A 21,984-nucleotide genomic window follows, 5' to 3' on the forward strand; every position below is an offset into this window, starting at 1 on the left:
ACTCCCCTCAACGGTTCGCTTGCCGAAGGCACTTGCGACCCCGATGTTACGCACACCCCGCCCGCCCCAGCAGGGCGACCGCGCCACGCGCGGCGGCGAAGTCGCCGAGTTCCGCGGGGCACACCAGCAGCGGCGGCCATGCCGCGCCCCGCATCGCGTTCGCCCGCAGCTCTTGCTCCAGGGGTTCAAGCAGGGCGGGCCCCGCGGCGGCGAGTTCACCGCCCACCACCACCGTGCCGGTGTTGAGCGCGGTCACGAGACCCGCGAGCACCCGGCCCACCTGGACGGCCGCCACGCCCAGCGCGGAGCGTGCCGCGGAACCGGCGCCGCCGAGCGCGGCCAGCAGCGCCGGCACATCCGCCACACCCGCGGCGCGCAGTACCGCGGGGGTCGACGCCAGCGTCTGGAGGCAGCCCCTGCGGCCGCAGACACAGGGCGCCCCGCCCGGCTCCGCGACGATGTGCCCGAACTCCCCCGACAGGCCGTGGGCGCCGCGGTGCAGTGTGCCCCCGGTCATCAGGCCGCCGCCGACGGTGTGCGACAGGGCCACATAGAGCACGTCCTCCCGGCCCCGCGCCGCGCCCCACACGCTCTCCGCGAGCATGGCGAGCCGCGCCGCGCGCTCAAGCCTGACACGGCAGCCGAAGGCGCGCCCGACCGACGCCGCCAGGGCCCGGTGGTCGACCGCGCCCCGGCCGCCGGGCGCCGACGCGCCGAAGGGGGCGGGCAGCGCGATCCCGACCCCGGTGACGAAGTCCCACCGCCGCGTGTCCCCCGCCAGTTCGGCGGCCAGGGCCCGGGCGAGCGCGACGCGCCGCGGCCAGGGGACGCCGGGGGAGTGCGGTGCGCTCGCGGTGGCGACACCGCCGCGCACCGCCGTCGTCGCGGCGACCCGCACCGCCGCCCTGGCGAACTCGATCCCGACCGCGCGCCCGGTCCCCGGGTTCAGCGCCAGCCGCTCCGGCGGCCTGCCACGCCCGCGCGCCGCGGCCTTCGGCACCGAGGCGGTGACCGAGCCGCCGTCCACGAGTGCGCCGACGACATCGTGCAGCGTGGTCCGCGTCAGCCCGCTCAGCGCGCCCAACTCGCCCCGGGTGAGCGGCCCGTGACGGTGCAGCAGCCGGAGCACCAGATCCGCGTGCGGGCCCGGGGGCCGGGCCGTCGGATCGCGCCGCCGTACCGCTGCCGCCGGCGGTGGCGGGGTGGGTGTCGTCATGGCAGGGCGGGCCCCTCCGTGAGTGGGCGTCGCGGACGGCCGGTTCGGCCGCCGCGGAACGGGGCGGAATCAGGAACGTAGGGGCACTCTTTGTGGGTTTCTTGTGAACACCGGCCCCGCGCCGGTGACATGGGCCGCGCACCGCCGGTCCCGGCGCGGACAAAACCGCGGTCGCGGCGGAAAAAATAGCCGCCGCGCCGCACGGAACGGCAGGCTCACGCCCCAGGGCCAGGCGCCGCCCCGCGGTGTGCGCCCGGCCGGAATCCGAGCAGTACGACGGAAGGGAACGGAGCCCATGTCCCTGCCCCGACACCTCGCGGCCGTGGCGGCCCTGGCAGCGGCGGCGACCGCGCTGACGGCCACCCCGGCGGCGTCGGCCACCGCGGCGCCCACGGCGGTCAACCGGCGCGCCCAGGTGATCAAACTGACCAACGCGGAGCGCACGAAGGCGGGTTGTCCCAAGCTGAAGAGCAACGCCGCCCTCGGGAAGGCCGCCCGGCGGCACTCGGCCGACATGGCCAACCACGACTTCGTGGGGCACAACGGCTCGGGCGGCAGCACCCTCGTCTCCAGGGCGCAGGCGGCCGGCTACACCGGCTGGCGCGCGCTCGCCGAGAACGTCGCCGGCGGGCAGCAGACCCCGAAGGCGGTCGTCAAGGGCTGGATGAACTCCCCCGGCCACCGCGCCAACATCCTCAACTGCTCCCTCAAGCACATAGGCGTCGGCTACGCCAAGAAGAGCGGCACCAGGTACGGGACGTACTGGACACAGGACTTCGGCGCGAAGCTCTGAGAACCAGGACCTCGCCGTAGTGACCCAAGGAGCCCCCACCATGCCAAGAGCACGCGCCGTCCAGGCCGCGCTGACCGCCCTCGCCCTGGCGGCGACCGCGAGCGGACTCGCCACCGCCGCCGCGTCGGCCGCCCCCGCGCAGCGCGCCGGCCTCGTCGTGAGCAAGGCGCAGTACAACACGATGTTCCCGAGGCACAAGAAGCTCTACAGCTATGACGGCCTGGTCAAGGCCGCCAAGGCGTTCCCCGCGTTCGCGCACACCGGCACCGCCGCCACCAGGAAGCGCGAGGCCGCCGCCTTCCTGGCCAACGCGGGACACGAGACCAGCGGGCTCATCTACGTCAACGAGCAGAACAAGGCCGCCTGGCCCACCTACTGCGCCGCCGAGCCGTACGGCTGCCCGGCGGGCCGCTCCGCGTACCACGGCCGCGGCCCCCTCCAGATCAGTTGGAACTACAACTACAAGGCGGCGGGCGACGCGTTCCACACCGATCTGCTGCACCACCCGAACCTCGCGGCCCAGAAGCCCGCCGTGACCTGGAAGCTCGCGCTCTGGTACTGGATGACCCAGTCGGGCCCCGGCACCATGACCTCCCACCACGCGATGACCGCGGGCGGCGGCTTCGGACAGACGATCCGCAGCATCAACGGCGCCGTCGAGTGCGACGGCCGCAACCCCGCCCAGGTGCGCGACCGTGTCGCCCGGTACAAGAAGGCCGCCAGGATGCTCGGCGCGGCCCCCGGCAAGCACCTGAGCTGCTGAGAGGAGACCCGATGCGACACACCACGCGCCTCGCCGCCGTGCCGCTCGCGCTCGGCGCGCTGCTCGCCGCCGCGGGCCAGGGCGCCGCGGCCCCCGCCCACGCACCCGGCACGCACCCGCCCGCCGCCACGGCCGCCACGGCCGCCGCGGGGACGAAGAAGGGCGTCAGCGCCTGGCAGTTCCAGGGCGTCAGCAAGGCGCTCACCAACTCCCGGGCGGGCTGGTTCTACACCTGGTCGTCGGGCAGGCTCGGCATCAAGGCGCCGCGCGGCGTCGAGTTCGTGCCGATGATCCATGACGCGGGCTCGGTGACCAAGGCGGAACTGGCCCGGGCCAAGAAGCAGGGCAAAACGCTCCTCGGCTTCAACGAGCCCGACCGGGGCGACCAGGCCAACATGACCGTGAACCGGGCGCTCGACCTCTGGCCCCGGCTCCAGTCGACCGGGCTGCGGCTCGGCGCCCCCTCCGTGGCCACCGGCGGCGACACCCCCGGCGGCTGGCTCGACCGCTTCATGAAGGGCGCCGCCTCCCGCCACTACAAGGTCGACTTCATCCCCCTGCACTGGTACGGAGGCGACTTCGACGCCCAGCGCGCCACCGGCCAACTGCGCGGCTACCTGGCCGCCGTCCACAACCGCTACCACAAGCCGGTCTGGCTCACCGAGTACGCCCTGACGGACTTCTCGTCCGGCACCGCCCGCTACCCCACCCAGGCCCAACAGGCGGCGTTCGTCAAGAAGTCGACGGCGATGCTGCGCTCCCTGCCGTACGTCAAGCGGTACGCCTGGTTCACCCTCTCCACCAGCCGCGGCGACGGCACGGGTCTCTACCGCGGCACCCGGGCCACGAAGGCGGGCGCGGCCTACCGTGCGGTGAAGTGAGCGCGGCCGGGGGCCGGGCCTACGACCGGACCGGCCCCCGGCGACACAATATCTGGGGGTTGCTTGGATAAGCACCCACCAGATGTATGCTCTGATCGCTGCCGCCGCAGGGGAACCCGGTGCGAGTCCGGGACTGTCCCGCAACGGTGAGCGGGCATGCTCACGCATGCCCGCGAGTCCGGTCGCCTGCCGGCAGCGCACCCGTCGGCCCCGGCCGCGGGTGCCGTCGAGTCCGGGCCCCGTGGGATGGGTCGGCGGGCGTGCCGCGGCGTTCCCGCGTACCCCCCTGCCCTCCCACGGCCGTCGTACGAGGGAGAGCACACATGACCATCGCGCCCGCGGCCCCCGCCACCGCGCGCACCGCACCGCCCGGCACCGGCCCCGCAGACGCCCTCGCGCGCGCCGTGGCCGAGGCGTGCACCGGCCTCCGCGACACCGACGGGGACCGGATCGTGGCCGCCGCGCTGCGCGGCGCGGGCGCCGCCCCCGACGAGGCGGAACTGCGCGCGCTCGCCACCGAGGCCGCCGCCGGGCTCATCGCCGAGGACCCGCAGTACTCCCGCGTCGCCGCCAGGCTGCTCGCGCACGACATCGCCGCGGAGGCCGCGGGGCAGGGCGCCGTCTCGTTCTCCGCGTCCGTCGCGGTCGGCCACCGCGAGGGCCTGATCGCGGACGCCACCGCGGGCTTCGTCCGCGCGCACGCCGCACGGCTCGACACGCTCGCCGACCCCGCCCACGACGACCGCTTCGGCTACTTCGGGCTGCGCACGCTGCACAGCCGCTATCTGCTGCGCCACCCGACGACCCGTCAGGTCGTCGAGGCGCCCCAGCACTTCCTGCTCAGGGTGGCGTGCGGGCTCGCGAAGGACGGCGGCGCCGCCGCGGCCGACGAGGTGGCCGAGCTGTACGGGCTGATGAACCGCCTCGAATACCTGCCCAGTTCGCCGACGCTGTTCAACTCGGGCACCCGGCACCCCCAGATGTCCTCCTGCTATCTGCTGGACTCCCCGCAGGACCGGCTCGACTCCATCTACGAGCGCTACCACCAGGTCGCCAGGCTCTCGAAGCACGCGGGCGGCATCGGCATCCCGTACACCAGGGTGCGCTCGCGCGGCTCCCTGATCCACGGCACCAACGGGCACTCGGGCGGCATCGTGCCCTTCCTGCGCACGCTGGACGCCTCGGTGGCCGCCGTCAACCAGGGGGGCCGCCGCAAGGGCGCGGCCTGCGTCTACCTGGAGACCTGGCACGCGGACATCGAGGAGTTCCTCGAACTGCGCGACAACACGGGCGAGGAGGCGCGCCGCACCCACAACCTCAACCTGGCGCACTGGATTCCGGACGAGTTCATGCGCCGCGTCGAGGCCGACACCGAGTGGTCGCTGTTCTCCCCTTCCGACGTGCCGGAGCTGACCGACCTGTGGGGCGAGGAGTTCGACGCCGCCTACCGCGCGGCCGAGGAGCGCGGGCTCGCCGTCAGGCGGCTGCCCGCCCGTACCCTCTACGCCCGGATGATGCGCACCCTCGCACAGACCGGCAACGGCTGGATGACCTTCAAGGACGCCGCCAACCGCACCGGCAACCAGACCGCGGAGCCGGGCCGCGTCATCCACTCGTCGAACCTCTGCACCGAGATCCTGGAAGTCACCGACGACGGCGAGACCGCGGTGTGCAACCTCGGCTCGGTCAACCTCGCCGCCTTCCTCACCGACGACGCCCGCGCCGGGGAGACGGCCGACCCCGCCCTGGCCGTCGACTGGGACCGCCTCGACCGGGCCGTGCGCACCGCGGTGGTCTTCCTCGACCGCGTGGTCGACACCAACTTCTACCCCACCCCCGAGGCCGCGTCCTCCAACGCCCGCTGGCGCCCCGTGGGCCTCGGCGCGATGGGCCTCCAGGACGTGTTCTTCGCGCTGCGGCTGCCCTTCGACTCGCCCGGCGCCCTCGCCCTGTCCACCCGGATCGCCGAGCGGATCATGCTCGCGGCCTACGAGGCGTCCTGCGACCTCGCCGAGCGGCACGGCCCCCACCCGGCCTGGTCCGCCACCCGCGCCGCCCGCGGCGTCCTGCACCCGGACCACTACCCGCCGTCCGTGACCTGGCCCGAGCGGTGGGCCGCGCTGCGGGCCAGGATCGCCGCCACGGGGCTGCGCAACTCGCTGCTGCTCGCCATCGCGCCCACCGCCACCATCGCCTCCATCGCGGGCGTCCACGAGTGCGTCGAGCCGCAGGTGTCCAACCTGTTCAAGCGCGAGACCCTGAGCGGAGAGTTCCTTCAGGTGAACACCTCCCTGGTGGCCGAGCTGAAGCGGCTCGGCAGGTGGGACGAGCACACCAGGCAACTGCTGCGCGAGTCCAACGGCTCGGTACGGGACATGGAAGGGCTCCCCGCCGACGTGCGCGAGCTGTACCGCACCGCCTGGGAGCTGCCGCAGCGCGCGCTGATCGAGATGGCCGCCGCCCGCGCCCCGTACCTCGACCAGAGCCAGTCGCTCAACCTGTTCATGGCCTCGCCCACCATCGGCAAGCTCAGCTCGATGTACGCGTACGCGTGGCGCCGCGGCCTGAAGACCACCTACTACCTGCGCTCCCGGCCGGCCACCAGGATCGCCCAGTCCGCGCGCTCGGCGGCACCGCCGCCGGACGCCGCACCCGCGGCCGCCCCGCCGGAGGCGGAGGCCGTCGCCTGCTCCCTGGAGAACCCCGAGTCCTGCGAGGCATGCCAGTGACCACCCGCACCGCCGTGAAGAACCTGCTCGACCCCGGCTTCGAGCTGACCCTGCGGCCCATGCGCTACCCGGAGTTCTACGAGCGCTACCGGGACGCCATCAAGAACACCTGGACGGTGGAGGAGGTCGACCTGCACTCCGACGTCGCCGACCTCGCCCGGCTCTCCCCGGGCGAACAGCATCTGATCGGCCGTCTGGTCGCGTTCTTCGCCACCGGTGACTCGATCGTCGCCAACAACCTCGTCCTCACCCTCTACCGGCACGTCAACTCCCCGGAGGCCAGGCTCTACCTGTCCCGCCAGCTCTTCGAGGAGGCCGTCCACGTCCAGTTCTACCTGACGCTGCTCGACACGTACCTGCCCGACCCCGAGGAGCGCAACGCCGCGTTCGCCGCCGTCGAGAACATCCCCTCGATCCGGGAGAAGGCCGAGTTCTGCTTCCGCTGGATGGACTCCGTGGAGGACATCGACCGGCTGCGCACCAAGGACGACCGCCGCCGCTTCCTGCTCAACCTGATCTGCTTCGCCGCCTGCATCGAGGGGCTCTTCTTCTACGGTGCCTTCGCCTACGTGTACTGGTTCCGCTCCCGCGGCCTGCTGCACGGCCTGGCCACCGGCACCAACTGGGTCTTCAGGGACGAGTCCATGCACATGGACTTCGCCTTCTCGGTCGTCGACACGGTGCGGCAGGAGGAGCCCGACCTCTTCGACGAGGAGCTGGGCAGGAGGGTCACCGCGATGCTGGAGGAGGCCGTCGAGGCGGAGTTGCAGTTCGCCCGCGACCTGTGCGGGGACGGCATGCCCGGCATGAACACCGAGTCCATGCGCGCCTATCTGGAGTGCGTGGCCGACCAGCGGCTCGCCCGCCTCGGCCTGCCGGTCCGCTACGGCTCCCGCAACCCGTTCACCTTCATGGAACTCCAGAACGTCCAGGAGCTGACCAACTTCTTCGAGCGCCGCGCCTCGGCCTACCAGGTCGCCGTGGAGGGCTCGGTCAGTCTCGACGACGAGTTCTGAGCGGCGGCGCGGTTCGCCGGGTGGTGCTTTCGGAAATCGCCCATGGAAACTAAGGTAAGCCTTGCCTTAGTGGTAGTGGGGGATGTCCGGAGGTGGATCGGTGGAGAGTGGTCGATGACGACAGAAGCCCATGAGCTGGCGATGCTCGCGCGGGAGACCGTCGGCGGCGCGGAGCGCGCGGTGCTCCGCGTCCTCGGCGGCGAGCCCGGCACGGACGCCGCGGTGGTGGCGATCCAGGACGACAACGGCTGGCCGGTGTTCTGGTGCGACCTGGGCTCCAGGGTGGCCGACGCGGCGCGCAGACTGGAGCTCGCCACGCTCACGGTCCGCGGCGGCGGTCCGGGCCACGGCGAGGTGGCGGTCGTCCTCACCGGCCGCCTCGAACTGATCGGGCGCGGCCACGGCGGGGGCCGGCCGGTCGCCGCCGTGCTGCTGGCCACCGACCGCATCCACCTGGAGACCGCCGCGCCCGGCGGCGCCTCCGCGCTGCGCCACGAGGTGCCGCCGGACGACTACGTACGCACCTGCCCCGACGCGCTCGCCGACTGGGCCGGGCGTCTCGTCGCCCACACCAACGAGGCGCACCTGGGGGACATGCGCCGCTTCGTCGCCCGCAGGGCCGGTGTCCCGGAGCGCCTGGTGGCGGGCGCCTGGCTCGCCGGACTCGACAGGCAGGGGCTGCTCGCCAGTTGGGTCGACGAGTCCGGCGCGCACTCCGTACGGGTCGACTTCCCGGTCCCCGCCCGCACCACCACCGAGCTGGCGATGCGGCTGCGCGACCGGCTCTCCGCCGGGCAGCCCGCCGGGTCCGAGTGACCCGCGCGGGCGGCCAGGGGCCACGTCACCCCGCGGCCCGGCGGGCGGCGGCCCCGTCGGGCCCCACCCCCTGGGCGGCGCCGCGGATGGCGGCGTCGAGGAGCTGCACCGGGTGCACGACGGGGATGCCCGCGTCGAGGTAGCGGCGGATCTGGAGCAGGCAGCCCGCGTTGGCGGTGGCGACGACGTCGGGGCGCACCGCCTCCAGGTTGCGCGCCTTGCGGCGGCCGAGGTCGTCGGCGGTCTCGGGCTGCACCAGGTTGTAGATGCCCGCGGAGCCGCAGCACAGCTCCGCCTCCGCGATGTCGTGCGTCTCAAGGCCCGGGATGGTCGCGAGGACGGCCCTCGGCTCCTTCCTGATGCCCTGGGCGTTCGCCAGGTGGCAGGCGTCGTGGTACGCGACCCGGGTGGTGAGGGTGGAGCGCGGGGCGCGGGGCGGCAGTTCGGCGAGGAGTTCGCTGATGTCGCGCACCCGCGCGGTGAACGCCGCGGCGCGCTCCGCGTACTCCGGGTCGTCGCGCAGCAGGTCGCCGTACTCCTTGAGAGTGGAGCCGCAGCCCGCCACGTTGGTGACCACCACGTCCAGGTCGTACCGCTCGAACATGTCGATGGTGGCGCGGGCCCGCGCCTTCCCCTCGTCCTCGCGGCCCGCGTGCACGGAGAGCGCCCCGCAGCACTGGTTGTCGCGCGGCACCAGCACGTCGCAGCCCTCCGCGGTGAGCACCCGTACCGTCGCCGCGTTGACGTCGCCGAAGAACACTCGCTGGGCGCACCCGGCGAGCAGCCCCACCCGGAGCCTGGGCTGCCCCACGGCGGGGGTGTGCGGGCGGGGCCCGGCGAACAGCGCACGCAGCGTCACCGGCGGCAGCAGCGCCTCGGCCGCCCGCAGCCTCGGCGGCAGGGCGCCGATCAGACCCGTCCTGTGCGCGAGGAAGCGCAGCCCGAGGCGGCGGTAGAGCAGCCCGCCGAGCGCCGCCACCCGCAGCCGCCGCGGATACGGGAAGAGCTGGAAGATCAGCGCGCGGAACAGCCGGTCGAGGCGGGTGCGCGGGATGTTCCGCTCCACCTGGGGGCGCACCGACTCGATCAGCTTGTCGTACTGGACGCCCGAGGGGCAGCTCGTCACACACGCGAGACAGCCCAGGCAACTGTCCATGTGGCCGCCGAACGCCTCGTCGAGGCCGATCTCCCCGCGCGCGGCGAGGTCCATGAGGTAGATACGGCCGCGCGGCGACTCCATCTCCTCGCCCGTGACGGTGTACGTGGGGCAGGTGGGCAGGCAGAACCCGCAGTGCACACAGTCGTCGAGCAGTGCGCGCGCGGGCGGGTTGCCGGGGTCGAACGAGCCGTGGCCCACGGGACCGCCCGCGCCCCCGTTGCCCGCGGCGCCCCCTGTGCCACCCGTGCCACCCGTGCCACCCGTGCCACCCGTGCCAGCGGTGCCCCCTGTGTCGTCGGTGGTCGTCATGTCAGCTCTCCTCCGCCCTTGTCGCGCCCTTGCCCGCGGCCGTGTCCGCGTCCGCCTCCGTGCCCCCGGTGCCCGCCGCCGCGGGCGGTGCGGGCAGCCACCCGGCGAGGCGTCCCGCGCCGAAGCGGCCCCCGGGGTCGAAGCTGTTCTTGACCGCCCTCAGCACCCCGACGGCCGCGGGCGGCCTCCCCCAGGCGGGGAAGGAGCCGGGCAGCCCGTCGCGGCGCAGCACGGTGCAGGTGCCGTCCGCGCGCTCGACCGCCTCGCGCAGCCGGTGCGCGAGCGCCGCGTGCCCCTCGGCGCCGCCGCCGCTCAGCCGCACGGTGTGGACGCCGACGCCCACCGCCCCCGCCGTCTCGACCGTGACGCCGTCCGCGGCCTTGGGCAGCGCCTCGGCGATCCGGGCGGCGGCGGTCGGCAGCGCGCCGAAGCGCAGCACCGTGTCGCCGTGCCCGCCGCGCGCGATCAGGTCCGTCCGCGCCCCGTGCCCGGCCGCCGTGTCGCCGTCGAGCAGCCGGGCGTCCGCGCCCCGCGGCGCGAGGCCGCGTACCGCGTCGGCGCGGGTACGTGTCCCGTCGGCGGTGCCTTCGAGGCGTACCAGCAGCAGCCCGTCGACCCAGTCGAGCGCGGCAGGTTCCAGCCCCTTCGCCATCAGGCGCCCGCCGAGTTCCGAGGCTTCCGAGGGGGTGGCGGCGACGGCGACGGTGCGCACGCAAGCGGGCAGCGGGTGCAGCCGCAGCACCACCTCGGCGACCACGCCGAGGGTGCCGAGCGAGCCGTGGAACAGCTTCGCCAGGTCGTAGCCCGCGACGTTCTTGATCACATGGCCGCCCGAGCCCGCGACGGTGCCGTCCGCGAGCACGACGGTGACACCGATGACGAGGTCGCGCAGCGTCCCGTACGCCTGTTGCAGCGGTCCGCCGTCGGCCGTGGCGAGCAGCCCGCCGACGGTGGCGTCCGCGCGGGCCGGGTCGAAGGCGACCCGCTGGCCGTGCTCGGACAACTCCTCGCGCAGCTCCGAGAGGAGTGTCCCGGCGCGTACGGCCACCGTCATGTCGGCCGGGTTGTGGGCCTGGACGCCGCCGAGCGCGGTGGTGTCGAGCACCGCGTCGGGCGGCTCAGGCGCCCCGCCCCAGCCTGCGGCGGTCCCCGCGCCCGCCACCAGCAGCCGGGGCGCGGTGCGCGCGGTGTCCCGTACCACATCGCGCAGCTCGGCGAGCGAGGCGGGGCGCAGCCGCGGCACGGCGGCGGTGGCGGTGGTGTCGGAGGGGGCGGGGGTGGCAGGTGTGTTCACGGGGGTCACATCCGTTCCGCGAGGCCGGCGTCCTCAAGGGGGTGCGTCCTGTGGACGCCGGGACGCTCCCCGCACAGCCGGGGCGTCGGCAGCACCTTGCCGGGGTTGCAGATGCCGTCGGGGTCGTACGCGCGCCGCAGCAGGGCCATGGTCGCGAGGTCGTCGTCGGTGAACTGGCGGGTCATCGAGCAGACCTTGTCGGTGCCGATGCCGTGCTCGCCGGAGAGGGAGCCGCCGAGGTCGACGCAGAGTTCGGCGATCGCGGACGACAGCTCCTCCGCGCGCTCGTGCTCGCCCGCCGCCTCGCTGTAGAGGACGAGCGGGTGCAGATTGCCGTCCCCGGCGTGGAAGACGTTCGCGACCCGCAGCCCGGCGGCGGCGGCCAGCTCCGCGATCCTGGTCAGCGCCTCGGCGAGCCGGGTGCGCGGCACCACGCCGTCCTGGACGAAGTAGTTGGGGCTGATCCTGCCCACGGCGGCGAACGCGGCCTTGCGCCCCTTCCACACCGTGGCGCGCTCCTCGGCGGTGTCCGCCACCCGCAGCTTCTGCGCACCGTGCTCCTCGCACAGCCGTATGACGTCGTCGAACTGGGCGGCGACCTCGCCCTCCGGGCCGTCCAGCTCCACGATCAGCGCCGCCGCCGCGCCCCTGGTGTAGCCCGCCGCGACGGCCACCTCGACCGCCTCGATGGCCAGGGTGTCCATCATCTCGACGGCGGCGGGCACGATCCCGCCCGCGATGACCGCGCCGACCGTGCGGCCCGCGCGCTCGACGGAGGGGAAGTCCGCGACCAGGGTGCGCACGGCCTCGGGCCGCGGCAGCAGCCGTACGGTGATCGCGGTGACGATCCCGAGCGTGCCCTCGGAGCCCACGAACGCGCCCAGCAAATCGGGCCCGGCGAGGTGCGCCGAGTCGCCCCCGAGGGTGGTGACGGTGCCGTCGGGCAGCACCACCTCGACCGCCAGCACGTGGTTGACGGTGAACCCGTACTTGAGGCAGTGCGCGCCCCCCGAGTTCTCCGCGACATTGCCGCCGATGGTGCAGACCTGCTGGCTCGACGGGTCGGGCGCGAAGTAGAGGCCGTGACCGGCGACGGCGCGGGTGATGTCGAGGTTGGTCACGCCGGGCTGCACCCGCGCCCTGCGGTGGACCGGGTCCACGTCGAGGACGGCCCGCAGCCGCTGCACCGAGATCACCACGCCCCGCTCGACCGGCAGCGCGCCGCCGGAGAGCCCGGTGCCCGCGCCGCGCGCGACGAAGGGGATGCCGTGGCGCGCGCACACCGCGACCGCGGCGGCGACCTGCCGAGTGGTGCGCGGCAGCAGGACGAGGGCGGGGGTCACCCGGTATCCGGTGAGCCCGTCGCACTCGTAGGAGCGCAGCTCCGCCGGGTCCTCGACCAGGCCGTCCGCACCCACCGCCGCCAGGAACTCCTCGCGTGCGGTGGCCGGTTCCAGAGCCATGCAACAACCTCCGTGTCGATCGCTTTCGATCGCCGTCGATACTTTCGGTGGTTTTCGGTGATCTCGATACTTCGGATCACGTCGGTGGGGTCGCCCGGGTCACGAGGGGCCGAGGGTGGGCAGCAGCCAGCCGAACAGCGGCACGGTGGCGGCGACGCACACCGCCCACAGCAGCAGCCTGCGGAAGAGGCCCTGCTGTTCGGCGTCGGGGCTGCTGGCCAGTACCAGACCGCCCGACACGTGGTACGGGCTCGGGGACGACACCACGATCGCCCAGGACACCGCGGAGAGGATCAGCAGCAGCGCGGTGCTGCTCACCCCGGAGGTGATCTTGATCGCGACCGGGATGACGAGGCCGAGCACGGCCACCGAGGACGACTCGAAGGACGCGAAGAGGGAGCCGACGAAGCCGAGCACCAGGATGCTGAGCCCCAGGCTCTCGATGCCGCCGAGGTGTTTCTCGATCGCGTCCAGCGTGCCCACCTGCTGGAGCACGCCCACGTAGAGGAGCACTCCGGTGATCACCAGCACCACGCTCCACGGCAGCCCCCGCAGCATCTCCTTCTCCGCCGGGCGGTGCAGCACCTGGAGCACGAGCGCCACCGAGAAGGCGGTGAGCCCGACGTCCGCGTCGAAGACCAGCACGATGGCGACGAAGGCCGCTATCCCGAGGAGCGAGGTGACCTGGTACGGGGTGACCCCCGCGGGGGCGGGCGCCGCGGGAGCGGCCGTCGAGGTGGCGGTGCCCGCGGGCGCGGTGGCCTGCGGCGCGGTGGCGGTACCGGGCGCGGTGGTGCGGCGGGCGGCGGCGGGGCGTACGGCGACGGCCTTGCCGGAGCCCGACGAGGTGCCGGGCGCGGCGCCCGACGGCCAGGTCTCCGGTTCGCCCGGCGCCTGTGCAAGCTCCTGCCCGGCCTCCCGCTCCTCTCCCGGCGCCGCGCCCGGCGGCCTGCGCATCAGCGCGATCCCGCCGAAGACCAGGAAGGCGACCAGGGCCACGACCACCTGGAGCAGGAACTCGATCACGAACATCCCCAGATGGGAGATCGGGCGGTGCGCCTTGTCCGTCAGCGTCACGATGAGCTGGCCCCAGACGCTCAGCGGCGAGAACCCGCCCGCGAGCGCGCCCGAGATGGTGACGAGGCCCATCAGGGTCAGGTTGATCCCCCGGCGGTGCGCGGTGCCCATGGCGATCGGGACCACGATCGCGAGCGCCGCCGCGGGCAGCGCGCCGATCCCGCTGAGGACGGCGGCGAGCAGGAACATGATCCAGGGCAGCACCCAGTCCCTGCGCCCGGTCGCGCCGACCGCGAGGTCCGTCAGCCGGTCGATCGCGCCCGATCTGTGCGCGTGGGTGAACAGCAGCGTCACACCCAGGATCAACAGGACAAGGCTGCCGGGGAACTGCGCGTAGTACGTGTCGACGGGGACGCCCGCCACCACACAGAGGAGGAATCCGGCCGGGATCGTCGTGAGGCCGACGTTGATGTGCCGGGCGATCGCGACGGCGAACGCGAGGACGAGCAGGGCGAGCGAGAAGATCTGAATGAGCGACATCTTTGTCCCCTTTGCGGGAGTCATTCAGTGTCGGCGGCGCCGGCTCTTCCCGGTCGCGGCGCCGCCGCAGGGGCCGACGCACCCGGCCAGCCGAGGGCGGCCAGGTGTCGGCGCGCTTGGTCCCTAACGGGACTCCGTGGTGGTGTCGCCCGCCGCCGCCTCAGCGCGGCGGCGCACGATGACGACGCACCGCTGCCCGGGGTCGACACGCACCGTGTCACCGCTCTCGACCTCGCGGAAGAACGCGGGGTCGACCCCGGCGACGATCGGCAGCCCCGCGGTGACGGCGCCCTGCACCATCACCGGGTTCACCGCGCCGAAGACGAGGCCGCTCGGCCCGACGCCGAGGCCGCGCATCGACAGGAACGCCCATCCCGCGGCGACACCGCCCTGGACACCGGGGGCGACGAAGATCCGGCCGGACACCGACTGCCCGCGCAGCGGATGGTCGGTGCGGGAGATCAGCCCGGTGGTCCTGTCGAGGTCGTAGCGGGCGCTGAAGGTCACGGGGCTCACCACCGCCTCCGCCTCGACCGCCTCCCCGGTGGCCTGGGAGACGGGGAAGACCAGTTCGTTCGCGGTGGTCATCGTCCGGCGACCTTTCCGGTGAGAGCGGCGTCGATGCAGTCGTCGGTGCGGCGCAGGGCGGGGGTGTAGCCGTGCGCGCGGATGATGTTGACCAGCTTCGCCGAGTTCGTCGCGAGGCTGCCCCAGCCGAAGTGCCGGCGCTGGGCGGCCGGGTCCATCACATACCAGCAGGTCCCGCGCAGGACGACGCCGCCGGCCGCGGTGATGGTGTCCAGGTGGCCCTGTTCGCGCAGGGCCTCGCAGGTCATGCCGTTGGTGGTGATGAGCAGGGTGACCGAGTCGGCGACCCTGCGGCCCTCAAGACGCCGCGCGATGTGCTCGATCTCGAAGAAGGAGAGCTGCGGCGCGGTGAACACCACGAGGTCGACGGGGCCGCCCTCGGGGAGGTCGCGGGCGAGGAAGGCGTCGATGTCGTCCTGGCCCAGGCGGTACTCGTCGACGAGTTCGCGGCCGCGGTTGGCCGCCTCGAAGGTGGCCGCCTCCGGGGTGGTGCCCACGACGTGGTACATCGCCATCGACCCGAAGCTCGCCAGGCTCGCCCCGAAGTGCTTCAGCTCGTCGGGGACGGGGCCCGCGCGCCCGGTCAGCTCGATCGCGGGCACGTTCCAGTAGCCGCGCGAGCGCTCCCCGACCAGGCCGCCGAGCGCGCCCCAGTCGGCGAGGTCCCTGAGGTCCGCGTCGACCCGTACCCGTACGTTGGCCCTGCGGTGCGAGTCCAGGTGGAAGCCGTACTCGGGGGTGCGGCCCGTGAGGGCGGCGGCGAGCCCGGCGGCGCCCGACTCGTAGTTCGTACGGGCGCCGAGCACCGAGTTCGCGTACGCGACGGTCCCGGTGTCGCCCCAGGCGACGTGCTCCCCGAAGCGGGGCTGGTAGACGCTCTGGTAGTTGATACAGGTGTTGACCGTCGAGATGCCGAGCCTGCGCAGCACCGCCCTGGTCTCCCGTTCCCCGTCGACCAGTTCGGGGGACTGGGCGAGCAGATGGGCCTGCTCGAAGTCGACGGACTGCGCGTTGCGGGTGGTCGGCACGCGGACGGTGGCCCCCGCGTCGGCCAGCCGGGCCAGATAGCCGGCGCCGGCCGCGCCGAAGACCTCGCGGTCGCCCATGAAGTGCGCGTTGGTGATCTCCACGAAGCGCTCCGCCCCGAAGAACTCGCCCACGCTGATCTGCTCACGGAGCACGTCCCGCAGCACGGTGCCGCGGCGCCCCTCCAGAATGTCCCGTTCGGCTGAAGTTAGCTGCATTGCCCCTCCGGATCGCTCTGCGGATACTCTGAGGCCACGGACAAGACAACATACAACTAGTGACAGGTCAATACCGGACGGGAAGATGAGCGAAGACAACTTGGAGCAGGAGCGGCTCCGCCGCGACAGCTCGGCGAGCATGCACGAGCAGCTCGCCGACCGACTGCGGGCCCTGATCGCGCAGTTGCCGCAGGACGGCAGGATGCCGGGCGAGATGGAACTCGTGCGCCGCTACGGCGTCAGCCGCACCACCGTCAGGCGGGCCCTCGGCGCGCTGGTCGACAAGGGGCTCCTGGTGCGGCGGCAGGGGGCCGGCACCTTTGTGGCCCCCCGGAAGCTGGTGCACCCGCTCGACCAGCTCAGGCCCTTCGTCTCCATCTTCGCCAGCGTGGGCAAGCGCCCCGAGGGCCGTATCCTGCGCTTCGAGTGGTCCGAGGACCCGGCGGAGCTGAGCGGCCTCGACACCACCGCCGGGCTGCTCATACGGCGCCTGTACACCATCGACGGCGCCCCGCAGGCCGTGGCCGACATCTCCGTGCCCGACCACGTGGGGCAGCGGATCTCCCGGGCGCAGATCGAGGAGCACCCCATCTACCAGGTGCTCCAGGAGGAGTTCGGGCTCATCCTCGGGCACGGGGACATCACCCTGACCAGCGTGGGCGCCCCCGCGCACCTGGCGGAGCCGCTGGGCATCAGGGTCGGCGACCCGCTGCTCGTCCTCACCCGCACCACGTACGACAAGGCGGACCGGATCATCGAGCACGCGGTCTACCACCTGCTGCCCGACCGCTTCGCGCTGCGGCTGACCGTGGACGCGGAGGAGATCGAGAACGTCTCCTACTCGTTCCGGCACCCGGCGCCGACGCTCGTGATGCGGCACGAGGGGCACGGCTGACGCGGCGGCGCGGGCGGCGCCCACCGGGCCGATTTCTCATGTCCGCACCATGGGCAGCAGGTTGTACGGTGATGTACCCTCCGCTCAGCCGGAGCGGCCCCCGGTGCCGCCACCGCCGCCGTTCAGGGGTATCAGGGTCTCCAGCGGGGCGCCCCGCACCCAGGAGCCCAGCAGGTCGCGGTGGAGGGCCACGATGTCCTGGCGGAGCGCGAGGCCGAGCGCCGCCCTGGTGAACGTGCGGCAGGTGGTGACGAACAGCGCGACGTCCGCGCCGTGTTCGAGGCGGGCGGTGCCCACGAACTTCTGCATGTCCTGCGAGGGCACGCTGCGGTGCGGCGCGTACTTCTTGCACTGCACCACGAGCTTGCGCCCGTCCGCGAGGTAGCCCACGACGTCCGCGCCCAGGTCCCCGCTCCCGCCGCTCACCACCACGCGCGTACAGCCGTCTCTGCGGCACAGCGCCGCCACGTACCTCTCGAAGTCCTGCCATGACAGCGCGTCCACCTCGGCCATCGACAGCTCCCGCGCCCTGGCCTCCTCGCGGGCGCGCCACCCGCGGTCCCCGGCGACGGCCGAGCGGTGCGCCCGCAGCAGCGCCAGCGCGCCGCCGCCCACCGCCGCGCCGCCGCCCGCCGCCGCGAGGACCGGCCACACCGACGACCAGTTCCCCGCCGCCCACAGCGCGGCGACCGCCAGCGCCACCGCGCCCCACACCCGCAGCCGCTCGCGCGTCCGCTTCCGCAGCCGCCCGCGCCGCCCCCGCCGCCGCGCGGCCGTCACCCGTCCCCCCGCGCCCCGCGCCGCACCCCGGCGTGCGGCGCCTGCTGTTCCACCCACGGCATGCCCTCTCCCTCGCCTCCGGCACCTGCGGCCACGGGAACGAGGACACCATCCGGCACTGACAGCCCGTCGCCGCACGCTCGCTCACGGTGATGTGTTTCGGACATGCGCGCCCCCCTCGCCCCGCGCCGGGACGCGCCCGACCAGCGGCCCCGTCGAGAGGGCGTACGGAATCGGCCGAATGTACGGAGCCGCACGCGCCCCGCCGGGAAGCGGGGCCGCGGCCGCGGGCGGCAGCGCGGCTCGTCTACGCTCGCGTACATGCCCGACACGCAGTACGAAGACCTGCTCCGCCATGTGCTCGACCACGGCGCCCGCAAGGGCGACAGGACCGGGACGGGCACCCGGTCGGTGTTCGGACACCAGATGCGCTACCGGCTCTCCGACGGCTTCCCGCTGGTCACCACGAAGAAGGTGCACTTCCGCTCGGTCGTGTACGAGCTGCTGTGGTTCCTGCGCGGCGACGCCGACGTCGGCTGGCTGCGCAAGCACGGCGTCACCATCTGGGACGAGTGGGCGGCGCCCGACGGGAGCCTCGGCCCGGTCTACGGGGCGCAGTGGCGCTCGTGGCCGACCCCGGGCGGCGGCCACGTCGACCAGCTCGACGCGGTGCTGCGCACCCTGCGCGAGGACCCCGACTCCCGGCGGATGGTCGTCTCCGCGTGGAACGTCGCCGACATCCCCCGCATGGCGCTCGCGCCCTGCCACGCCCTCTTCCAGTTCCACGTCGCCGACGGCAGGCTCTCCTGCCAGCTCTACCAGCGCAGCGCCGACCTCTTCCTCGGCGTGCCGTTCAACATCGCGAGCTACGCGCTGCTGACGCACATGGTCGCCGCGCAGACCGGCCTCGACGTCGGAGACTTCGTGTGGACCGGCGGCGACTGCCATATCTACGACAACCACGAGCGCCAGGTCCGCACCCAGCTCGCCCGCGAGCCGCGCCCCTTCCCCACCCTCCGCCTCGAAGCCGCCGACGGCCTCTTCGACTACACCTACGCACACGTCGCCCTCGACGGCTACCGCCCGCACCCCGCCATCAGCGCGCCCGTGGCGGTGTGACACCCGGCGCGCCCCCGCCCGCGGCGCGCCCCCGGCGGCTCCCCGGCGCCCGGCGGCCCCGGGGGCGCGGCGGGGAGATAGGGGGCGTATAGACGGCGCGGTGATCCTGCATGTGTGAATCAGTCCTGGATCAGTCCGGCGGTGGCGGTCCATCGGCGGGCGCGTACATCCGGTGCCGCCCCCGCCCTCCACTACGAGGACGAGACGCTCACCTTCGAGGAGTTGAGCCATCGCGTACGGCAGACGGCCGCGACCCTCGCCGCGGGCGGGGTACGGCGCGGTGACCGCGTCGCCTACCTCGGCCTGAACAGCCCGCTCTTCATCGAGACCCTGCTCGCCTCGGCCCATCTGGGGGCCGTGTTCGTGCCGCTGAACTTCCGCCTCGCGGCGGAGGAGGTGGCCTATCTGCTCGCCGACTCCGGCTGCCACAGCCTGGTGGCGGAGGCCGGTCACCGCGAGACGGCCGAGGCCGTCGTCGGCGAGGACCCGGGCGCCGTCCCGGTGCGCCGCTGCTACCTGGACGGCAAGCCCCAGGAGCCGGCGGACGGCATCTGGCACCCGCTCGCCGGCGACCAGGACACCGCCGCCCCCGAGGCGCACCGGCCCGCCGAGGGCGACACCGCGATGCTGATGTACACCTCGGGCACCACGGGCCGCCCCAAGGGGGTGGTCCTCACCTACGGGAACCTCTGGTGGAACCAGGCCAACGTGCACGCCGCGGTCGACATCAGACCGCGCGAGGCCACCCTGGCGGTGGCGCCGCTCTTCCACATCGGCGGCCTCAACGCCTTCACCCTCGGCGTGCTCTGCCGCGGCGGCGCCGTCGTGCTGCACCGCAGGTTCGACCCGGAGGCGTGCCTGCGGGACGTCGCGCGATACCGCGTCGCCAGCATGTTCATGGTGCCGGTGATGTACGCGGGGCTGCTGCACAGCGAGGCGTTCGCCACCACCGACCTCTCCTCGCTGCGCGCCGCGGTCGTCGCGGGCGCCCCGGTGCCGCCCGCGCTCGTCACCGAGTACGCCGAGCGCGGCGTCCCGCTCCAGCAGGCGTGGGGGCTGACCGAGACGGCGCCCTTCGCCACCTATCTGCCGCCGCACCTCGGCCGCGCACGACCGGCCTCCGCCGGGTTCGCCATGCCGTACTCCGAGGTCAGGGTGGTGGACCCGGAGACCGGCTCCCCGCTCACCGAGCCGGGCGCGCAGGGCGAGCTGTGTGTGCGCGGGCCGAACGTCACCCCGGGGTACTGGAACGCCCCCGAGGCCACCGCGGCCGCCTTCGACGCCGACGGCTGGTTCCACACCGGCGACCTCGGCCATGTCGACGGGGACGGGCTCTGCTTCGTCGTCGACCGCATCAAGGACCTGATCATCAGCGGCGGGGAGAACATCTCGCCCGCCGAGATCGAGCGCGTCCTGAGCGAACTGCCAGGGGTGCGCGACGTCGCCGTGGTGGGGCTCGCGCACTCGCAGTGGGGGCAGACCCCGGTCGCGGTGCTGTGCCCGGCGGAGGGCGCCGGGCCCACGCTCGACGACGTCAGGGACTTCGCCGCCGGGCGCCTCGCGCGCTTCAAGCTGCCCACCCGGGTGCTGTGCCTCGCCGCGCTGCCCCGCAACGCGGCCGGAAAGATCGACCGAGCGGCCGTCCGCGCCGCGGTGGCGGCGGCCTTCGGCCCCGCGGCCCGCCGCGATCCCTCCCCAGCAGGAAAGTAGGGCCCCATGACAAGACTGCTCATCGACGGCCACACCCTCGCCCTCGCGGACATCGTCACCGTGGCGCGCAGGCCGGGCGAACTCGGCCTGGGGCTCGCCGAGGACGCGGCCCGCCGGATGCGCCTGTCGGACGAGCTGAAGACGAAGCTCATCGAGACGGGCATCCCCATCTACGGTGTCACCTCGGGCTTCGGCGACAGCAACACCCGGCAGATCGGCCCGGGCAAGGTCGAGTCGCTGCAACGCAACCTGATCCGCTTCCTCGGCTGCGGCGTCGGCGGGTACGCCACCCCCGACGTGGTGCGCGCGACGATGCTGGTGCGCGCGAACTGCCTGGCCCGCGGCCACTCGGGGGTGCGCCCCGCGATCGTCGAGAACCTGCTCGGCTGCCTGGAGCACGACATCCTGCCGCTCGTGCCGGAACAGGGCTCCGTCGGCGCCAGCGGCGACCTGGTGCCGCTCAGCTATCTCGCCGCCCTCATCACGGGCGAGGGCACCGTGCTGCACGGGGGAGAGGAGCGGCCCGCCGTGGACGCGCTCGCCGAGGCCGGCATCGAGCCGCTCGTGCTCAGCGCGAAGGAGGGCCTCGGCCTCGTCAACGGCACCTCGTTCATGTCCGGTTACGCCGCGCTCGCGCTGCACGACGCCACCGAGATCGCGCACGCCGCCGAGGTCTGCACCGCCATGGCCTCCGCGGTGCTCAGGGGCAATCCGGGGCACTTCGCGGCGTTCCTCTTCGAGCAGAAGCCGCACGACGGCACGGTCGAGAGCGCCCACATGATCCGCCGGGTGCTCGGCGGCTCAGGCGCCCGCGGGCCCGAGGCCGCCGCCCTCGCCGGGGACGGCTTCCGCGAACTGGACACCCCGATCCAGGACCGCTACTCGGTGCGCTGCGCGCCGCACGTCATCGGGGTGCTGCGGGACACCGTCGAGTGGGCCGGGCGCTGGGTCACCGTGGAGGTCAACTCCTCCAACGACAACCCGCTGTTCGACGTCCCCGAGAACGTCGTGCGCAACGGCGGCAACTTCTACGGGGGCCACGTCGGCCAGGCCATGGACGCCCTCAAGACGGCCACCGCCAGCGTCGCCGACCTGCTCGACCGCCAGCTCGAACTGGTGGTGGACGAGAAGTTCAACAACGGCCTGACGCCGAACCTCATCCCGATGTTCGCGCCGGGCGACCGGGAGGCGGGGCTGCACCACGGCTTCAAGGGCATGCAGATCGCCGCGTCGTCACTGGCGGCCGAGGCGCTGAAGAACACCATGCCCGCCACGTCCTTCTCCCGCTCCACGGAGGCGCACAACCAGGACAAGGTGAGCATGGGCACCATCGCGGCGCGCGACGCCCGCACCGTCGTCGGGCTCACCCAGCAGGTCGTCGCCATCCACCTCCTCGCCCTCGCACAGGCCGCCGACCTGCGCGGCGACGAGATGCGCAGCCCCGGGGTGCGCAGGGCGCGCGGCGCGGTGCGCGAGGTCGCGCCCCATCTGGACAGCGACCGCCCGATGCGCGGCGACGTCGCCGCGGTGGTGGATCTGGTGGCCTCGGGCGCGCTGCGCCGGGCCCTCGTCTGAGCGGGACGGGAACGGGGCCCCACGCCGCGCGCGGGACCCCGGAACACGAGCGGGTGGGCGCCGGGGCCACGGCGCCC

General features: G+C 73.7%; 18 protein-coding genes and 1 riboswitch. Of the genes, 10 read left to right on the forward strand and 8 right to left on the reverse strand.

The window, feature by feature from the left end:
* Positions 1 to 46 precede the first annotated feature (46 nt).
* Positions 47 to 1,216, reverse strand: a complete 1,170-nt coding sequence (locus tag ACIBIW_RS12700; RefSeq protein ID WP_399335055.1) for an ROK family protein — start codon at positions 1,214 to 1,216, stop codon at positions 47 to 49.
* A 295-nt stretch (positions 1,217 to 1,511) separates the two neighbouring features.
* On the opposite strand from ACIBIW_RS12700, the gene ACIBIW_RS12705 reads away from it, so the two are divergent.
* From ACIBIW_RS12705 to ACIBIW_RS12730, 6 genes are all read left to right on the forward strand, one after another.
* Positions 1,512 to 2,009, forward strand: coding sequence for a CAP domain-containing protein (locus ACIBIW_RS12705; RefSeq protein ID WP_399335057.1), 498 nt, complete (start codon positions 1,512 to 1,514; stop codon positions 2,007 to 2,009).
* 40 nt (positions 2,010 to 2,049) lie between these two features.
* Positions 2,050 to 2,772 (forward strand): chitinase, encoded by a 723-nt coding sequence (locus tag ACIBIW_RS12710; protein ID WP_399335059.1) that lies wholly within the window; start codon positions 2,050 to 2,052, stop codon positions 2,770 to 2,772.
* A gap of 11 nt (positions 2,773 to 2,783) precedes the next feature.
* On the forward strand, positions 2,784 to 3,653 hold the full coding sequence (locus tag ACIBIW_RS12715) for a glycoside hydrolase family protein (RefSeq protein ID WP_399335061.1): 870 nt from the start codon (positions 2,784 to 2,786) through the stop codon (positions 3,651 to 3,653).
* A gap of 78 nt (positions 3,654 to 3,731) precedes the next feature.
* Positions 3,732 to 3,862: riboswitch (cobalamin riboswitch) on the forward strand.
* A gap of 114 nt (positions 3,863 to 3,976) precedes the next feature.
* On the forward strand, positions 3,977 to 6,382 hold the full coding sequence (locus ACIBIW_RS12720) for a ribonucleoside-diphosphate reductase subunit alpha (protein ID WP_399335062.1): 2,406 nt from the start codon (positions 3,977 to 3,979) through the stop codon (positions 6,380 to 6,382).
* Positions 6,373 to 7,398, forward strand: coding sequence for a ribonucleotide-diphosphate reductase subunit beta (locus ACIBIW_RS12725; RefSeq protein ID WP_399335064.1), 1,026 nt, complete (start codon positions 6,373 to 6,375; stop codon positions 7,396 to 7,398). The genes ACIBIW_RS12720 and ACIBIW_RS12725 overlap by 10 nt, the downstream gene beginning before the upstream one ends.
* A gap of 114 nt (positions 7,399 to 7,512) precedes the next feature.
* Positions 7,513 to 8,214, forward strand: coding sequence for a DUF2470 domain-containing protein (locus ACIBIW_RS12730; RefSeq protein ID WP_399335067.1), 702 nt, complete (start codon positions 7,513 to 7,515; stop codon positions 8,212 to 8,214).
* 25 nt (positions 8,215 to 8,239) lie between these two features.
* Here the strand turns inward: ACIBIW_RS12730 and ACIBIW_RS12735 are convergent, their stop codons facing one another.
* From ACIBIW_RS12735 to ACIBIW_RS12760, 6 genes are all read right to left on the reverse strand, one after another.
* Complete coding sequence (locus tag ACIBIW_RS12735) at positions 8,240 to 9,682, reverse strand: (Fe-S)-binding protein (protein WP_399335069.1); 1,443 nt, start codon at positions 9,680 to 9,682, stop codon at positions 8,240 to 8,242.
* Position 9,683: 1 nt separating this feature from the next.
* Positions 9,684 to 10,976 (reverse strand): FAD-binding oxidoreductase, encoded by a 1,293-nt coding sequence (locus ACIBIW_RS12740; RefSeq protein WP_399335072.1) that lies wholly within the window; start codon positions 10,974 to 10,976, stop codon positions 9,684 to 9,686.
* A gap of 5 nt (positions 10,977 to 10,981) precedes the next feature.
* Positions 10,982 to 12,439, reverse strand: coding sequence for an FAD-linked oxidase C-terminal domain-containing protein (locus tag ACIBIW_RS12745; RefSeq protein WP_399335074.1), 1,458 nt, complete (start codon positions 12,437 to 12,439; stop codon positions 10,982 to 10,984).
* Between the two features lie 99 nt (positions 12,440 to 12,538).
* Positions 12,539 to 13,996, reverse strand: coding sequence for an SLC13 family permease (locus tag ACIBIW_RS12750; RefSeq protein ID WP_399335076.1), 1,458 nt, complete (start codon positions 13,994 to 13,996; stop codon positions 12,539 to 12,541).
* Between the two features lie 123 nt (positions 13,997 to 14,119).
* Positions 14,120 to 14,584 carry an aconitase X swivel domain-containing protein gene (locus tag ACIBIW_RS12755; protein ID WP_399335078.1) on the reverse strand — a complete coding sequence of 155 codons (465 nt, stop codon included), beginning with the start codon at positions 14,582 to 14,584 and terminating at the stop codon, positions 14,120 to 14,122.
* Entirely contained in the window at positions 14,581 to 15,828 is a 1,248-nt protein-coding gene (locus ACIBIW_RS12760) for an aconitase X (RefSeq protein WP_399335080.1), read from the reverse strand. Before ACIBIW_RS12760 ends, ACIBIW_RS12755 begins: the two co-directional genes overlap by 4 nt.
* An 85-nt stretch (positions 15,829 to 15,913) precedes the next feature.
* On the opposite strand from ACIBIW_RS12760, the gene ACIBIW_RS12765 reads away from it, so the two are divergent.
* A complete protein-coding gene (locus tag ACIBIW_RS12765) occupies positions 15,914 to 16,723 on the forward strand; it encodes a GntR family transcriptional regulator (RefSeq protein WP_399335082.1) in 810 nt (269 codons plus the stop codon).
* 84 nt (positions 16,724 to 16,807) lie between these two features.
* Here ACIBIW_RS12765 and ACIBIW_RS12770 read toward each other — a convergent pair whose 3' ends face one another.
* Positions 16,808 to 17,443: a restriction endonuclease gene (locus tag ACIBIW_RS12770; RefSeq protein ID WP_399335842.1), complete on the reverse strand. Its 636-nt coding sequence runs from the start codon at positions 17,441 to 17,443 to the stop codon at positions 16,808 to 16,810.
* 381 nt (positions 17,444 to 17,824) lie between these two features.
* Between ACIBIW_RS12770 and ACIBIW_RS12775 the strand changes: the two genes are divergently transcribed.
* The 3 genes from ACIBIW_RS12775 to hutH all read left to right on the forward strand — a co-directional run bounded on the left by ACIBIW_RS12775 (position 17,825) and on the right by hutH (position 21,907).
* On the forward strand, positions 17,825 to 18,622 hold the full coding sequence (locus ACIBIW_RS12775; protein WP_399335084.1) for a thymidylate synthase: 798 nt from the start codon (positions 17,825 to 17,827) through the stop codon (positions 18,620 to 18,622).
* Between the two features lie 114 nt (positions 18,623 to 18,736).
* The gene (locus ACIBIW_RS12780) at positions 18,737 to 20,332 is read left to right on the forward strand and encodes a long-chain fatty acid--CoA ligase (RefSeq protein ID WP_399335086.1); all 1,596 of its coding nucleotides are present in this window, start codon (positions 18,737 to 18,739) and stop codon (positions 20,330 to 20,332) included.
* A gap of 6 nt (positions 20,333 to 20,338) precedes the next feature.
* Positions 20,339 to 21,907, forward strand: coding sequence for a histidine ammonia-lyase (gene hutH / locus ACIBIW_RS12785; RefSeq protein WP_399335088.1), 1,569 nt, complete (start codon positions 20,339 to 20,341; stop codon positions 21,905 to 21,907).
* Positions 21,908 to 21,984: the final 77 nt, after the last annotated feature.

It is taken from the genome of Streptomyces sp. NPDC050560 (genome assembly GCF_044457285.1).
Classification (GTDB): domain Bacteria; phylum Actinomycetota; class Actinomycetes; order Streptomycetales; family Streptomycetaceae; genus Streptomyces.

Coding starts and splice junctions, on each gene's coding strand:
- ACIBIW_RS12755 (WP_399335078.1), bottom strand. CDS start 14,584: ATGACCACCGCGAACGAACTGGTCTTCCCCGTCTCCCAGGCCACCGGG.
- ACIBIW_RS12710 (WP_399335059.1), top strand. CDS start 2,050: ATGCCAAGAGCACGCGCCGTCCAGGCCGCGCTGACCGCCCTCGCCCTG.
- ACIBIW_RS12730 (WP_399335067.1), top strand. CDS start 7,513: ATGACGACAGAAGCCCATGAGCTGGCGATGCTCGCGCGGGAGACCGTC.
- ACIBIW_RS12760 (WP_399335080.1), bottom strand. CDS start 15,828: ATGCAGCTAACTTCAGCCGAACGGGACATTCTGGAGGGGCGCCGCGGC.
- ACIBIW_RS12725 (WP_399335064.1), top strand. CDS start 6,373: ATGCCAGTGACCACCCGCACCGCCGTGAAGAACCTGCTCGACCCCGGC.
- ACIBIW_RS12700 (WP_399335055.1), bottom strand. CDS start 1,216: ATGACGACACCCACCCCGCCACCGCCGGCGGCAGCGGTACGGCGGCGC.
- ACIBIW_RS12735 (WP_399335069.1), bottom strand. CDS start 9,682: ATGACGACCACCGACGACACAGGGGGCACCGCTGGCACGGGTGGCACG.
- ACIBIW_RS12775 (WP_399335084.1), top strand. CDS start 17,825: ATGCCCGACACGCAGTACGAAGACCTGCTCCGCCATGTGCTCGACCAC.
- ACIBIW_RS12720 (WP_399335062.1), top strand. CDS start 3,977: ATGACCATCGCGCCCGCGGCCCCCGCCACCGCGCGCACCGCACCGCCC.
- hutH (WP_399335088.1), top strand. CDS start 20,339: ATGACAAGACTGCTCATCGACGGCCACACCCTCGCCCTCGCGGACATC.
- ACIBIW_RS12705 (WP_399335057.1), top strand. CDS start 1,512: ATGTCCCTGCCCCGACACCTCGCGGCCGTGGCGGCCCTGGCAGCGGCG.
- ACIBIW_RS12765 (WP_399335082.1), top strand. CDS start 15,914: ATGAGCGAAGACAACTTGGAGCAGGAGCGGCTCCGCCGCGACAGCTCG.
- ACIBIW_RS12745 (WP_399335074.1), bottom strand. CDS start 12,439: ATGGCTCTGGAACCGGCCACCGCACGCGAGGAGTTCCTGGCGGCGGTG.
- ACIBIW_RS12715 (WP_399335061.1), top strand. CDS start 2,784: ATGCGACACACCACGCGCCTCGCCGCCGTGCCGCTCGCGCTCGGCGCG.
- ACIBIW_RS12750 (WP_399335076.1), bottom strand. CDS start 13,996: ATGTCGCTCATTCAGATCTTCTCGCTCGCCCTGCTCGTCCTCGCGTTC.